15 protein-coding genes and 1 pseudogene are annotated in these 12,719 nt (G+C 59.9%); 3 read left to right on the top strand and 13 right to left on the bottom strand.

Features of this window, described 5'->3' with window-relative positions; all coding sequences use genetic code 11:
- Positions 1–56: 56 nt before the first annotated feature.
- From CUN63_RS32715 to ubiE, 11 genes and pseudogenes are all read right to left on the bottom strand, one after another.
- On the bottom strand, positions 57–770 hold the full coding sequence (locus CUN63_RS32715; RefSeq protein ID WP_371928232.1) for a methyl-accepting chemotaxis protein: 714 nt from the start codon (positions 768–770) through the stop codon (positions 57–59).
- Positions 771–914: 144 nt separating this feature from the next.
- Positions 915–1,973, bottom strand: a pseudogene (locus tag CUN63_RS32710) (methyl-accepting chemotaxis protein); the annotation flags it as partial.
- A 176-nt stretch (positions 1,974–2,149) separates the two neighbouring features.
- On the bottom strand, positions 2,150–2,857 hold the full coding sequence (locus CUN63_RS10455) for a 16S rRNA (uracil(1498)-N(3))-methyltransferase (protein WP_129439197.1): 708 nt from the start codon (positions 2,855–2,857) through the stop codon (positions 2,150–2,152).
- A complete protein-coding gene (tatC, locus tag CUN63_RS10450) occupies positions 2,854–3,648 on the bottom strand; it encodes a twin-arginine translocase subunit TatC (RefSeq protein WP_129439196.1) in 795 nt (264 codons plus the stop codon). The genes CUN63_RS10455 and tatC overlap by 4 nt, the downstream gene beginning before the upstream one ends.
- Positions 3,645–4,094: a Sec-independent protein translocase protein TatB gene (tatB, locus tag CUN63_RS10445; RefSeq protein ID WP_129439194.1), complete on the bottom strand. Its 450-nt coding sequence runs from the start codon at positions 4,092–4,094 to the stop codon at positions 3,645–3,647. Before tatB ends, tatC begins: the two co-directional genes overlap by 4 nt.
- A 10-nt stretch (positions 4,095–4,104) precedes the next feature.
- Entirely contained in the window at positions 4,105–4,383 is a 279-nt protein-coding gene (locus CUN63_RS10440; protein WP_129439192.1) for a twin-arginine translocase TatA/TatE family subunit, read from the bottom strand.
- Positions 4,384–4,408: 25 nt separating this feature from the next.
- Positions 4,409–4,741: a phosphoribosyl-ATP diphosphatase gene (locus CUN63_RS10435; protein ID WP_007899279.1), complete on the bottom strand. Its 333-nt coding sequence runs from the start codon at positions 4,739–4,741 to the stop codon at positions 4,409–4,411.
- Positions 4,734–5,135, bottom strand: a complete 402-nt coding sequence (gene hisI, locus CUN63_RS10430; RefSeq protein WP_129439191.1) for a phosphoribosyl-AMP cyclohydrolase — start codon at positions 5,133–5,135, stop codon at positions 4,734–4,736. Before hisI ends, CUN63_RS10435 begins: the two co-directional genes overlap by 8 nt.
- A 79-nt stretch (positions 5,136–5,214) precedes the next feature.
- Complete coding sequence (ubiB, locus tag CUN63_RS10425; RefSeq protein ID WP_129439189.1) at positions 5,215–6,819, bottom strand: ubiquinone biosynthesis regulatory protein kinase UbiB; 1,605 nt, start codon at positions 6,817–6,819, stop codon at positions 5,215–5,217.
- Entirely contained in the window at positions 6,816–7,439 is a 624-nt protein-coding gene (locus tag CUN63_RS10420; RefSeq protein WP_129439187.1) for an SCP2 domain-containing protein, read from the bottom strand. The genes ubiB and CUN63_RS10420 overlap by 4 nt, the downstream gene beginning before the upstream one ends.
- Entirely contained in the window at positions 7,439–8,209 is a 771-nt protein-coding gene (gene ubiE, locus CUN63_RS10415) for a bifunctional demethylmenaquinone methyltransferase/2-methoxy-6-polyprenyl-1,4-benzoquinol methylase UbiE (RefSeq protein WP_007948968.1), read from the bottom strand. Before ubiE ends, CUN63_RS10420 begins: the two co-directional genes overlap by 1 nt.
- A 155-nt stretch (positions 8,210–8,364) precedes the next feature.
- Between ubiE and CUN63_RS10410 the strand changes: the two genes are divergently transcribed.
- From CUN63_RS10410 to CUN63_RS10400, 3 genes are all read left to right on the top strand, one after another.
- Entirely contained in the window at positions 8,365–8,640 is a 276-nt protein-coding gene (locus tag CUN63_RS10410) for a polyhydroxyalkanoic acid system family protein (protein WP_129439185.1), read from the top strand.
- A gap of 215 nt (positions 8,641–8,855) precedes the next feature.
- Positions 8,856–9,278 (top strand): phasin family protein, encoded by a 423-nt coding sequence (locus tag CUN63_RS10405; protein WP_129439183.1) that lies wholly within the window; start codon positions 8,856–8,858, stop codon positions 9,276–9,278.
- A gap of 10 nt (positions 9,279–9,288) precedes the next feature.
- Entirely contained in the window at positions 9,289–10,107 is an 819-nt protein-coding gene (locus tag CUN63_RS10400; protein WP_129439181.1) for a phasin family protein, read from the top strand.
- 175 nt (positions 10,108–10,282) lie between these two features.
- Here CUN63_RS10400 and CUN63_RS10395 read toward each other — a convergent pair whose 3' ends face one another.
- Both CUN63_RS10395 and phaC read right to left on the bottom strand, forming a co-directional pair.
- Entirely contained in the window at positions 10,283–10,903 is a 621-nt protein-coding gene (locus CUN63_RS10395; protein ID WP_033055348.1) for a TetR/AcrR family transcriptional regulator, read from the bottom strand.
- 27 nt (positions 10,904–10,930) lie between these two features.
- Positions 10,931–12,613 carry a class II poly(R)-hydroxyalkanoic acid synthase gene (phaC, locus tag CUN63_RS10390; RefSeq protein WP_129439179.1) on the bottom strand — a complete coding sequence of 561 codons (1,683 nt, stop codon included), beginning with the start codon at positions 12,611–12,613 and terminating at the stop codon, positions 10,931–10,933.
- Positions 12,614–12,719 lie beyond the last annotated feature (106 nt).

Here is a 12,719-nt window from a genome sequence, read left to right as displayed (position 1 = left end):
GCTTGCTCGCGATGGCATCACCTCGGTCCCAAGCGAACCGAGGCATTCGTATCACCTTAAACCTTGAACCGTCCCACCAGCATCTGCAGATGCGTCCCCAGCCGCGCCAGCTCAACGCTAGACGCCGCGGTCTCTTCACTGGCGGCCGAGGTCTGCTCGGACACGTCGCGCACGTTCAGCACGCTACGATTGATCTCTTCGGCCACCGCGCTCTGCTGCTCGGCCGCGGCGGCGATCTGCTGGTTCATCGACTGAATCGCCGAGACGGTGCGGGTAATACTTTCCAGCGAGCCACCGACGCGGCGGGTCAGTTCGACGCTGCTGTCGGTCAGGCTGCGGCTGTTGTCCATGATGGTCGCCACTTGCTGGGTGCCGGTTTGCAGGCCGACGATCAGCTCTTCGATTTCTTCGGTTGACTTCTGGGTACGCTGGGCCAGGCTGCGGACTTCGTCGGCGACCACCGCAAAACCACGTCCGGCCTCACCGGCACGGGCGGCCTCGATGGCGGCGTTGAGGGCCAGCAGGTTGGTTTGCTGGGCCACGGATTTGATCACGTCGAGCACGCTGCCGATCTTGTCGCTTTCGCGTTTGAGATGATCCATGGCCTCGGTGGAGTTGCCGACTTCTTTGGCCAGGCGCTCGATCTGGGCGATGGCTTCGCCGACCACTTTGTCACCTTCGCGGGCCTGCTGGTCGGCGGCGACGGCGGCTTCGGAGGCTTCTTCGGCGTTACGCGCGACTTCCTGCACGGTGGCGGTCATTTCATTCATGGCGGTGGCCACCTGGTCGGTTTCGACCTTCTGGCTGTTGACCCCGGCGCTGGTCTGCTCGGTGACTGCCGACAGCTGTTCGGCGGCACTGGCGATTTGCGTGACGCCGTCACTGATGCCGCCAATCAACTCGCGCAGGCCCAGGGTCATGCTTTGCATGGCGCGCTGTAGCTGACCGAGTTCGTCCTGACGTTCAGAGATAAGGTTTTGGGTCAGGTCGCCGGCAGCAACGCGCTCCGCCACTTTGAGGGTCTGGCTCAGGGGAATCACGATCTGGCGAGTGATGGCCCACGCGGCAAGCATGCCGAAGGCCAGCGCCAGGGCGGTGGCCAGCAGCAGCAGGTTTTTGGCGTGCGCGGCGTCGGTGTCACGGACGATGGTTTGCGATACGGTGAGTTTTTTGCTGGCGTCGAACAGGATGTCGCCTTGTACGGCCATGCGTTTGAGCGCGGCAGCGCTGGCAACCTGAGAGTCACGGAACTGGCTGACGGCGGCGCGATAGGCCTTGAGCGAGTCAGTGGCCTGCTGCAGGTTGGCGATGTGCTGTTCCGGCAGTTTGGAGGGCAGGCTTTCGAGGTTTTTCAGCGCGTTGTCGATGGCGTCCAGCGCCGGTTGCTCGGCTTCGGTTTTGCCGCTGTAGGTGTAACCGCGCACCTGGAAGCGTGCTTGCTGGATCAGTTTGCTCAGGTCGATCACGCTGTTGAAATCGGCGACGCTGTCACCTTGCAGCATGGATTTTTCGACGTCGGCGACACGGGCCACGGCGTTGTCGGCGGTGGCGCCTAGTTTGCCGCGGGCGTCTTCGCGGGTGGCGCCGGCCTGGGTCATGGCGGTGAAGGCTTGTTTGTACTCACTGACGGCGGCCAGTTGCTGGTCGATCATCGCCACGTCGGCCGGTTGTTCGATCAACGTGCGTGCGGTTTTCAGGCCGGTATCGAGTTGGCCAAGCAGGTCGTTGACCGCACCGGGGCCTTGTTCGCCCCGACGCATTTCGTATTCCAGGCGGGCCACGCGCAGGTCTTTGGTCAGGTCATTGAGGCTGGCAATAAACCCCAGCTTATCGCCGCGACTCATCACGCCGCTCAGGCCGGTCCAGCCGGTGAAGGTGATCAACAAGGTAAGAAGCAGCACCAGACCGAAGCCGACACCCAGTTTGCGATTGACGCTGACGTTCCCCAGTTTCTCGGCTAGCCATCGGTACATGCTGCTACTCCCCAGGACCACTCATTGGTTTTATGGGAACTGTATCGGCCGGATGACGAGAATCTGTAGGAGCTGCCGAAGGCTGCGATCTTTTGATCCTGGCAGCCGCGAGATCGGCACAGATCAAGATCAAAAGATCGCAGCCTTCGGCAGCTCCTACACAGGGTGGTGCGGTGTCAGAAGAGGCGGGCGAGCAGCGCAGTGACGGCGGTTTCGACCCGCAGGATTCGGTCGCCGAGCTGTACCGGTTGCAGGCCGGCCTTGCCGAGCAGGTCGATTTCGTAAGGAATCCAGCCCCCTTCGGGGCCGATGGCCAGGGTCACCGGTTCGGCCAGGCCACGAGGGCAGGGCGGGTAATGGCCGGGGTGGCCGACGAGGCCGAGGGTGCCCTCGGTGATTGCCGGCAGACGGTCTTCGACGAACGGCTTGAAGCGTTTCTCAATGACGATTTCCGGCAACACACTGTCCCGGGCCTGTTCGAGGCCGAGGATCAACTGCTCGCGAATCGCCTCGGGCTCCAGGAACGGGGTTTGCCAGAAGCTCTTCTCGACGCGATAGCTGTTCACCAGAATGATTCGTGGTACACCCATGGCCGCCACGGTCTGAAACACCCTACGCAGCATTTTCGGGCGTGGCAGGGCCAGTATCAGGGTCAGTGGCAGCTTGGCGGGTGCTGGCTGGTCGAGGGTGGCGCGCAATTCGGCTTCATCGGCGTCCAGGCGCAGCAGTTCGGCCGAACCCATTAGCCCGCCGATACGCCCGACCCGCAGGCTGTCGCCGACAACCGAGCGGTGGACTTCTTGCATGTGCGTCAACCGGCGATCACGCAGGATCGCCCGGTCGGCCGCAATGAAGTCGGCCTCTTCGAGCAGCAGCAGGTTCACGGTTGAGTCGCTGGTGGCTGGTCGTTGTGATCGTCGGCCGGTTGGTCGTCAGGGTGCTCGCCGCGCTTGCTGATCAGGCTCCCGAACAGGATGCCGATTTCAAACAGCAGCCACATCGGTACCGCCAACAGTGTCTGCGAGAAGATGTCCGGTGGCGTCAGGATCATGCCGACCACGAAGCAGCCGATGACCACGTACGGGCGGATTTTCTTCAGGTATTTGACGTCGACCACGCCGATCCACACCAGCAGCACCACGGCCACCGGAATTTCAAACGCCACGCCGAAGGCGAAGAACAGCGTCATGACGAAGTCGAGGTAGCTGGTGATGTCAGTCATCATTTCCACGCCGGCCGGGGTGGCGGCGGCGAAGAACTTGAAGATCAACGGGAACACCAGGTAATAGGCGAACGCCATGCCGGTGTAGAACAGCACGATGCTGGACATCAACAATGGCACCGCGATGCGCTTCTCATGCTTGTACAGGCCCGGTGCGATGAAGCCCCAGATCTGATGCAGGATCACCGGGATCGCCAGGAACAGCGAGACCATCATGGTCAGCTTCAGCGGCGTCAGGAACGGCGACGACACGTCGGTGGCGATCATCGTCGCGCCGGCCGGCAGGTACGCGCGCAGCGGCGTGGAGACGAAGGTGTAGATCTGCTGGGTAAAGGCAAACAACCCGGCGAAGATGATGAAGATCGCCGCTACACAACGCAGCAGACGGGTACGCAACTCGGTGAGGTGCGAAACCAGCGGCATGTGCTGGTCGTTTTCAGGGAGATCGCTCATGGGGCTCGCGGCGGCAATGTTGGGTCATGTGGGGTCGGCGCAACAGGCGCAGCCGCAGGCGTAACGGGTTCAACCGGGGGCACTGCAACAACGGGCGCGGATTCGACAGCCGCTACCACAGGTGCTGGCTCGGCGACTGGAGCATGAATCGTCTGCTCCGCCACCGGTTCAACCGGCTGAACCGGTGTAGCCTCCTGCTGAGTCGGCGTGAAAATCTTCCGCGCCTCCTGTTCCAGCGACAGAATGTGCTCGTTGTGCAGCTGCCGACGAATCTCGTCGGCACCGATTTCACGTTCAACTTCCTGTTTGATCGCGTTGAAGCTGCGCTTCAGACGGCCGACCCACAGGCCGGCGGTGCGCGCAGCACCCGGCAGACGCTCAGGGCCCAGCACCAGCAGGGCCACGAGGCCGACGAGCAGCAGTTCAGAGAAGCTGATACCAAACATTAGTCAGTGCTCACACGTCTTTGCGGATCGGCTCTTCGACTTTTTGCGCCTGCACATCGATGGTGTGCGGCTGGTTCACAGACTGTGTGGTCTGTGGCTGAACGGGTGGAACCGGTTGGGCCGGGGTTACCGTCGGGTCAGCTGGCTTGTCTTCATCGTTCATGGCTTTTTTGAAGCCCTTGATCGACTCACCCACGTCAGTGCCCAGGTTTTTCAGTTTCTTGGTGCCGAACACCAGCACGACAACAACCAGGATGACGATCCAGTGTTTCCAGTCAAAAATGCCCATGTTGCTGCTCCTCTCTAATAGTTGTTCAGGCGGACGGGCGCGAGGCTTTCTCGGCGTGTCCGGACAGACCGAAACGACGGTCCAGTTCATCGAGTACAGCCTGTGGATGCTGCCCCAGTTGGGCGAGCATGACCATGCTGTGGAACCACAAATCGGCGGTTTCGTAGATCACATCGCTGCAGTCACCGCTGATGGCGGCATCCTTGGCGGCAATGATGGTTTCGACCGACTCTTCGCCGACTTTTTCCAGAATCTTGTTCAGGCCCTTGTGGTACAGGCTGGCGACATACGAGCTGTCGGCGGCGGCGCCTTTGCGCTCTTCCAGCACTTGGGCCAGACGGGTCAGAGTGTCACTCATGGGTGTGTCCTGCGCTATAGATGGCGTGCGGATCTTTCAGGACCGGGTCGACGGTTTTCCAGTCGCCGTTCTCGAAGACGCGGTAGAAGCAGCTCTGACGGCCGGTATGGCAAGCGATGTCGCCGATCTGCTCGACCATCAGGATGATCACGTCGGCGTCACAGTCCAGACGCATCTCATGCAGGGTTTGCACATGGCCGGACTCTTCGCCTTTGCGCCACAGCTTGCCGCGGGAACGTGACCAGTAAATGGCGCGGTCCTCGGCAACGGTCAGTTCCAGCGCTTCACGGTTCATCCAGGCCATCATCAGGACGCGCCCAGTCTTGTGATCCTGGGCAATCGCCGGCACCAGGCCATCGGCGTCCCACTTGATCTCGTCCAGCCAGTTTTTCATCTTCGACTCCGACAGCGGGCCCGACACTTCATTAGTCGGGCAGGCGTTGAAACAGTGTGCCAGCGCGCGGGAGCGCTGGCTATCGGCGAACGACCAGATACAAGCCGACGGCCACCATGATGCCGGCCGGCCAATGGCCCAGTTCGTTCAGCGGCCCACCGGCAGCGAGTATGGTGCCGCCGGCCAGGTGTGCACAGCCGAGCAGTCGCAGCAGCCAATCGTCCTTGCGGCGGTGCCACGGTGGTGGCGGGTCGTAGGCGTGAGGCTGGGATATGCGCTCGAGCAGGTCGCGGGCCATGTTGGCCAGGTGCGGCAACTGCTCGAACTGGCTCTGCACGTTGCCGAGCAAGGCTTTGGGGCTGACGCGCTCACGCATCCAGCGTTCGAGGAACGGCTGGGCGGTGTTCCACAAATCGAGGTCCGGGTACAGCTGACGACCCAGGCCTTCGATGTTCAGCAGGGTTTTTTGCAGCAATACGAGCTGCGGCTGCACTTCCATGTTGAAGCGCCGGGCGGTCTGGAACAGGCGCATCAGCACCTGGCCGAAAGAAATATCTTTTAACGGTTTTTCGAAGATCGGCTCGCACACGGTGCGGATCGCCGCCTCGAATTCGTTGAGTTTGGTTTCCGCCGGCACCCAGCCCGAATCGATGTGCAATTGCGCCACACGACGGTAGTCACGCTTGAAGAACGCGAACAGGTTGCGCGCCAGGTAGTCCTGGTCTTCCGGGGTCAGGCTGCCGACGATGCCGCAGTCGATCGCAATGTACTGCGGGCTCCACGGGTTCACGGTGCTGACGAAGATGTTGCCGGGGTGCATGTCGGCGTGGAAGAAGCTGTCGCGGAACACCTGGGTGAAGAAGATCTCGACGCCACGTTCGGCGAGCATTTTCATGTCGGTGCGCTGGTCGGCCAAGGTTGTCAGGTCGGTGACCTGAATGCCGTAGATGCGCTCCATCACCAGCACTTTCGGCCGGCACCAGTCCCAATAGACTTGCGGCACGTACAGCAGCGGCGAGCCTTCGAAGTTGCGCTTCAACTGGCTGGCGTTGGCCGCCTCCCGCAGCAGGTCGAGTTCGTCGTAGATGGTTTTTTCGTAGTCCAGGACCACGTCCACCGGGTGCAGCAGGCGCGCGTCGGCCGAAAGCTTTTCGGCGGCGCGGGCGAGGATGAACAGCCACGCCAGATCCTGCGCGATGATTGGTTTGAGGCCCGGGCGGATGACCTTGACCACCACTTCTTCGCCGGTTTTCAACTGCGCGGCATGCACCTGCGCCACCGAGGCGGAAGCCAGCGGCTCTACGTCGAAACGGCTGAAGACTTCACTGATTTTCTTGCCGAGTTGTTCTTCGATCAACTTCACCGACACTTGCGAGTCGAACGGCGGCACGCGGTCCTGCAGTTTCATCAGCTCATCGGCGATGTCTTCCGGCAGCAAGTCGCGGCGGGTGGACAGGATTTGCCCGAACTTGATGAAAATCGGTCCCAAGTCCTGCAACGCCAAGCGCAATCGCGCGCCACGGCTCAGGTCCAGCGTCTTGCGCGGGAACCAGCGCCACGGCAAGGCGTAGCGCAGCGCCAGCAGAAACCACGGCAGTGGCAGGGCGAACAACAGGTCATCGAGGCGGTAGCGAATCACAACGCGCTGGATGCGCAACAAACGGCGGACGGCAAGCAGCTTCATGCGTTATCGCTTGGGTCGAGGGATCGGGAAAGGCGCTCAAAACGCGCCTCGAGACGTTCCAGGTCGAGTTTGATCTGGTCCAGTTCACTGAAACGGGCTTCGGCTTCGCGCTGGCCGACGAGGGTGCGCGATTCTTCGGCCAGGTACTCGCCAAGGTTCTGATTCAGGCTGGCGAACCCTTGCTGATAAAAGCGTGCGCGGCTACGCAGGTGACCGCCGAGCAGTTGCGTGGCGACAGGTCCCAGCCAGCGCGAGAGTTCGTACTCCCAGTCCAGTTCAAGGTCCTGAAGGATCGCTGCCAGCTCCAGCAGCACGCCGCTGTCGCCGTCGAGTTCGACTTCAGGAGCATGCAGGACCGAAGTTTTGTCCTTGCTCATGGCCAGTTTCAGCAGGCTGGAGGCCGGTGCGCGCAAGGTGCAGTCGGCGCCGGTTTCCCAGTGGGACGCCAGCATCAAGCCTTCGTCGCTGGGCAGGATGAACACTTGCAGCGCCGGACTGCGGCAGTCGACCGCAATCACCTTGCCACTCAAATGCGCCAGCCGCGGCAGCGCCGTGCTGTCGAGACGCAGCACCCGGTTCAGACCGAGTTCAACGCTGGCGAGCAGGCCGGCTAGCAACATCAGGGTTTGATGCCGCGGTGCAGGGCGACGATGCCTGCGGTCATGTTGTGGTAGGTCACGCGGTCGAAACCGGCCTCGACCATCATCGACTTCAGGGTTTCCTGATTCGGGTGCATGCGGATCGATTCGGCCAGGTAACGATAGCTTTCCGAGTCGTTGGTGATCAGCTTGCCCATCAGTGGCATGAAGGCGAACGAGTAGGCGTCGTAGGCTTTGGACATCAGCGCGTTGGTTGGCTTGGAGAACTCAAGCACCAGCAAACGGCCGCCCGGTTTCAGCACGCGCAGCATCGAGCGCAGGGCGTCTTCTTTATGCGTAACGTTGCGCAGGCCGAAAGCGATGGTCACGCAGTCGAAATGGTTGTCCGGGAACGGCAGCTTTTCAGCATCGGCCTGAACGAATTCGACGTTGCCGGCCACACCCAGATCCAGCAGGCGGTCACGACCGACCTTGAGCATGGATTCGTTGATGTCGGCCAACACGACCTGGCCGGTCGGGCCAACGAGGTGCGAGAACTTTTTGGTCAGGTCGCCGGTACCGCCGGCGATGTCCAGCACGCGGTTACCGGTGCGAACGCCCGACAGCTCGATCGCGAAACGCTTCCACAGACGGTGCATGCCGCCCGACAGGAGGTCGTTCATCAAGTCGTACTTGGCGGCTACCGAGTGGAAAACCTCAGCGACTTTTTCCGCTTTTTGGCTTTCCGGAACGTTTTTGAAGCCGAAGTGAGTGGTGGGTTCGGCATCGCTGCCTTTGCGCTGATCAGTCATATCGCTGTCACCAAAAGAGAATGCGGGACATTCTAATCCCGGTGGCCTGCTTTGTCTTGGCAAGGCTGCAGGTAAGATAGGTAACCACCGGGACGTTTTGCCGCAGTAGCGGTCAAGATGCTTCAGGAAAGTATTCATAAAGCAGGAGTCATTCGATGGCCCGTATTAGTGTTGAGCGTTCCCACGGCCTGGGTAAGGCAGCGGCCCGCGAGAAGGCCGACAAGTTGGCGCAAAAACTGTCCGAGCAATATGGCCTGGAGCCGCAATGGTCCGGCGACACCCTGAACCTCAAGCGTTCCGGTGTGAAAGGCGCGGTGTATGTGGGCGAGGATTCGATCAAGGTCGATGTCGAACTTGGCCTGTTGATGTCGGCCATGAGCGGCACCATCAAATCGGAAATCGAAAAGGCCCTCGATAAAGCGTTGGCGTGATGCCGAAAAGATCGCAGCCTCGTTTCACTCGACAGCTCCTACAGGGGCGACGGTGTAGGAGCTGTCGAGTGAAACGAGGCTGCGATCTTTTCCAAAAGGCACCACCGATTCATGTCAGTTGTTAGGGTGCCGTTTCTAATTATTCTCACTACTTTGTGCCTGAGCCCGACTCTTTCGCGGGCAGTTCCTCAAACCTTCTGCGCGTGAGGTGCACCATGGCCAAAGTTATTTTGAAGAAAAAAATCGACGCTTCGACGACTGCTCTGAGCGACGTTAAATCTTATGCCCGCAAGATCTGGCTTGCAGGCCTGGGTGCCTACACCAAGGTCGGCCAAGAGGGCAGCGAGTACTTTCAAGAGTTGATCAAGGCTGGTCAAGTTGTTGAAAAGCAAGGCAAAAAAGTAGTTGCCGAGAAACTTGAAGCGGCCAATGCCGAGATCGATGAAGCCAAGAGTGAAGTCACTACTTTCAAAGGTAAGGTCGAAGTTCAGCTCGACAAGGTCGAGAAGGCTTTTGACTCGCGTGTCGCAAGTACCTTGAATCGTATCGGCATTCCGTCTAAACATGACGTTGAGACACTCTCTGCCAAGCTCGATGAGCTGACGGCATTGCTCGAACGCGTCGCGCGTAAATCTTAAGGAGAACGGGATGGCTGGCAAAAAGAATACTGAAAAAGAAGGCAGCTCGTGGATCGGGAAAGTCGAAGACTACTCCCGCAAAATCTGGCTGGCTGGTCTAGGCGTGTACTCGAAGATCGACACTGACGGCAGCAAACTCTTCGATACATTGGTTAAAGACGGCGAGAAAGCCGAGAAGCTCACCAAGAGCGCTGTCGGCAAGAAAGTCGATGCTGCCAAGGACTCTGCTTCGTCGGCCAAGTCGCGCATCAGCGGCGTGAAAGATCGCGCACTGGGCAAGTGGGATGAGCTGGAAGGGGCTTTCGACAAGCGTCTGAACAGCGCCATTTCGCGCCTGGGTGTACCGAGCCGCAATGAAGTCAAAGCGCTGCACAGCAAGGTCGATACCCTGACCAAGCAAATCGAAAGACTCACCGGTGCCAAGGTGGCGCCTGTTGCGGCGAAAACCGCGGCGGCCAAACCTGCGGCGAAGTCGGCTGCCAAACCACTGGCTAAAGCTGCCGCTAAACCAACGGCCAAAACTGCCGCAGCGAAACCTGCAGCAGCCAAGCCAGCGGCCAAAGCAGCAGCAAAACCAGCCGCTAAACCGGCTGCCAAAACTGCAGCGGCCAAACCCGCTACCAAGCCAGCGGCCAAACCTGCCGCAGCGAAGAAACCAGCGGTGAAAAAGCCGGCAGCTGCGAAAGCGGCTGCACCAAAACCAGCAGTGGCTGCCGCCAAACCGGCAACCCCGGCCCCGGTCAGTGCATCGAACTCCGCTACTGCGCCGATCCCTGCTGTAACCCCGACTGTCGCGCCAGCTCCTTCGACGCCAACCAGTCAGTCCTGATTTTCAGGGCTCAAGAAAACGCCCGGCCTGCAAAGGTCGGGCGTTTTTTTATGCATAGATTAATGAACACCGCAGATCCACTGTGGGAGCGGGCTTGCTCGCGAAAGCGGTTGGTCAGTCGACATCATTTTTGAATAATAAACCGCTTTCGCGAGCAAGCCCGCTCCCACAGGGGTTATTCGTGTTCTTCGAGGTATTGAAGGGCCAGTTGCTCCGTCGCCACCTTGATCGGCGGCAACAAATGCGGCGCCACCAGCATCATGATCTGGTACACCACCAATCTCACCTCACCCTCGCGATCAAGAATCCGCTGATAGTCCAGCGAAAACAGCAGCGTCATGGTGATCTGTTCCACCAGCTGCCCCAGCGCCTGGGTGTCGCTGACCAATTGCCCCTGAGCCTTTAATCGTGCGAGCAACGAAGCCAGTGTGCGCTTCAACGCGTTGAGCAGGTTGCGTATGCCCTTGGCCAGTTTCGGCAAGCGCCCGGCGAGGTTCGACAGGTCCTGGAACAGAAACCGGTAATGGGCCAGGCGCTCAACGATCAGGTGCAGGAACAGCCAGTAATCTTCTGGTGCAAGTTCCACATCGGCCGGTGGATCGAGCAGGGGCGCCAGTTCGGCCTGGAAGCGCTCGAACAGCCCGAGAATCAACGGTTCCTTGCCATGGAAGTGGTAGTAGAGGTTGCCCGGGCTGATGCCCATTTCGTTGGCAACTTCCATGGTGGAGACGTTCGGCTCGCCCTTCTGATTGAACAACTGCAAAGCACATTCGAGAATCCGGTCGCGGGTTTTCATCCAGTCTTCTTAATGGTTCGTTGAACGTCAGCGCACACGCACGTAAGTACCGGGTGCTGCCTCCATCGGTGGATAGTTCTGGTTGCCGAGCGCCATGTGGGTTTCTTTTAGCGCGCCTGAACGTTCTTGAATCCAGCCCAGCCACTGAGTCCACCAACTGCCGTCGACTTGCTTGGCGTCGTAATACCAGGCCCGTGGGTCACCGCTCAGCTTCGTGCTCTCGACGAAGTTGGCTTTCGGGTTTGATGGTGGGTTGAGAATGCTCTGTACATGGCCGCTGTTGGACAACACGAACCGTCGCTCGCCACCCAGCAGCAGGGTCGAGCGATACACCGCATCCCACGGGGTGATGTGGTCATTGATGCCCGCGACGCTGAAGCTGTCGACGTTGACTTTCTGCAAGTCGATCGGCGTGCCGCACACCTCCAGACCTCCCGGATGACTCAGCGGGTTGTGTTTGAAGAAGTCCAGCAAGTCGCCATGGAGGGCTGCCGGCAAACGTGTGTTGTCGTTGTTCCAGTAAAGGATGTCGAACGCCGGCGGCTCCTTGCCCAACAGGTAGTTGTTAACGAAATAGTTCCAGATCAAATCGTTGGGGCGCATCCAGGCGAAGATCTTGGCCATGTCGCGACCATCCAGCACGCCTTTCTGATAGGAGCGACGCTTGGCTGCTTCAAGCGTCTGTTCGTCGGCGAAGAGGGTCGCAGGCGAGTCCATCTGACTGTCGAGCAGGCTCACGAGATAGGTCGCGCTGGAAACCCGCCGAAGTTGTCGCTTGGCCTGTAAGTGACCTTGCAGGGCGGCGATGGTCAGCCCGCCAGCGCAGGCGCCCATCAGATTGACTTCGCGAGCGCCGGTGATCGCCCGGCACACATTCATCGCTTCTTCCACGGCTTCAACGTACGTCGACAGCCCCCATTCGCGATGACGCACATCCGGATTGCGCCAGCTGATCATGAAGGTCTGCAGGCCGTTCTTCAGGGCGAACTGGACGAAGCTGTTGTGCGGGCTCAGGTCGAAAATGTAGTACTTGTTGATCTGTGGCGGCACCACCAGCAGCGGTTTGGAATACTGCTTTTCGCTCATGGGCTTGTACTGGATCAACTCCAGCAGCTCATTGCGAAACACCACGGAGCCCGTAGTGGTGGCGACAGTTTTGCCAACCTCGAAAGCTTGCTTGGTGACTTGTCTGGGCAAGCCGTCGTTGTGCAGGAAGTCGTCGACCAGGTGGCTGATACCTCGCACCAGGCTGTTGCCGCCGGAGTTGAAGATCTCCTTGATCGCCAGCGGATTAAGCAGGCTGTTGGACGGTGCCATGGCGTCGTTGAGCAAGGCGAACGCAAAGTGGGCCCGGGCGCGATCGTCCGGGGTCATGTTGCTGTCGTCGATCCAGTGTTTGACCTGCTTCTGCCAGCTCAGGTAGGCCTGCAAACTGCGGCGATAAAAAGGGTTGAGGCTCCACGCCGGGTCGGCAAAGCGGTTGTCTTGCGGATTGGTCGGGTGCAGGGTTTCGCCCAGCAGTACGCGGCCCAGTTGACCGCCCAGCTTCAAGGCGTGTCGGGCGGTGTGCACCGGGTTGCGCAAACCATGTGCGGCAACGCTGCGCAGGGTGGAAAACAGATCCCGACCACGCAGGCCGGTAATCGCACTCTGTGCGTTGATGAACGCGGCGGGAGTGGGCAAAAATTCCCTCGCTGGTTTTTCGCGCATGAATCAACACTCCTTCGTCTTCAGGCCAAATACAGATACACCGAACCAGAACACCATAGACGCTGTTGCGGAATGTTGCGCGGCGCTGCGTCTTCCCGACCCCTTT

Source organism: Pseudomonas sp. ACM7 (genome assembly GCF_004136015.1).
GTDB classification, from domain to species: domain Bacteria; phylum Pseudomonadota; class Gammaproteobacteria; order Pseudomonadales; family Pseudomonadaceae; genus Aquipseudomonas; species Aquipseudomonas frigoris.
Note: the sequence above shows the minus strand (reverse complement) of the source record. Positions and strands in the feature narration are given on the sequence as shown.

Bases quoted from the DNA above. Each gene is read 5' to 3' on its own strand.
- CUN63_RS10410 (WP_129439185.1), top strand. From the start codon at position 8,365: ATGGCCCGTATTAGTGTTGAGCGTTCCCACGGCCTGGGTAAGGCAGCG.
- ubiB (WP_129439189.1), bottom strand. From the start codon at position 6,819: ATGAAGCTGCTTGCCGTCCGCCGTTTGTTGCGCATCCAGCGCGTTGTG.
- CUN63_RS10400 (WP_129439181.1), top strand. From the start codon at position 9,289: ATGGCTGGCAAAAAGAATACTGAAAAAGAAGGCAGCTCGTGGATCGGG.
- CUN63_RS10395 (WP_033055348.1), bottom strand. From the start codon at position 10,903: ATGAAAACCCGCGACCGGATTCTCGAATGTGCTTTGCAGTTGTTCAAT.
- hisI (WP_129439191.1), bottom strand. From the start codon at position 5,135: ATGAAAAACTGGCTGGACGAGATCAAGTGGGACGCCGATGGCCTGGTG.
- tatB (WP_129439194.1), bottom strand. From the start codon at position 4,094: ATGTTTGGTATCAGCTTCTCTGAACTGCTGCTCGTCGGCCTCGTGGCC.
- CUN63_RS10435 (WP_007899279.1), bottom strand. From the start codon at position 4,741: ATGAGTGACACTCTGACCCGTCTGGCCCAAGTGCTGGAAGAGCGCAAA.
- tatC (WP_129439196.1), bottom strand. From the start codon at position 3,648: ATGAGCGATCTCCCTGAAAACGACCAGCACATGCCGCTGGTTTCGCAC.
- CUN63_RS10420 (WP_129439187.1), bottom strand. From the start codon at position 7,439: ATGTTGCTAGCCGGCCTGCTCGCCAGCGTTGAACTCGGTCTGAACCGG.
- phaC (WP_129439179.1), bottom strand. From the start codon at position 12,613: ATGCGCGAAAAACCAGCGAGGGAATTTTTGCCCACTCCCGCCGCGTTC.
- CUN63_RS10405 (WP_129439183.1), top strand. From the start codon at position 8,856: ATGGCCAAAGTTATTTTGAAGAAAAAAATCGACGCTTCGACGACTGCT.
- CUN63_RS10440 (WP_129439192.1), bottom strand. From the start codon at position 4,383: ATGGGCATTTTTGACTGGAAACACTGGATCGTCATCCTGGTTGTTGTC.
- ubiE (WP_007948968.1), bottom strand. From the start codon at position 8,209: ATGACTGATCAGCGCAAAGGCAGCGATGCCGAACCCACCACTCACTTC.
- CUN63_RS32715 (WP_371928232.1), bottom strand. From the start codon at position 770: ATGAATGAAATGACCGCCACCGTGCAGGAAGTCGCGCGTAACGCCGAA.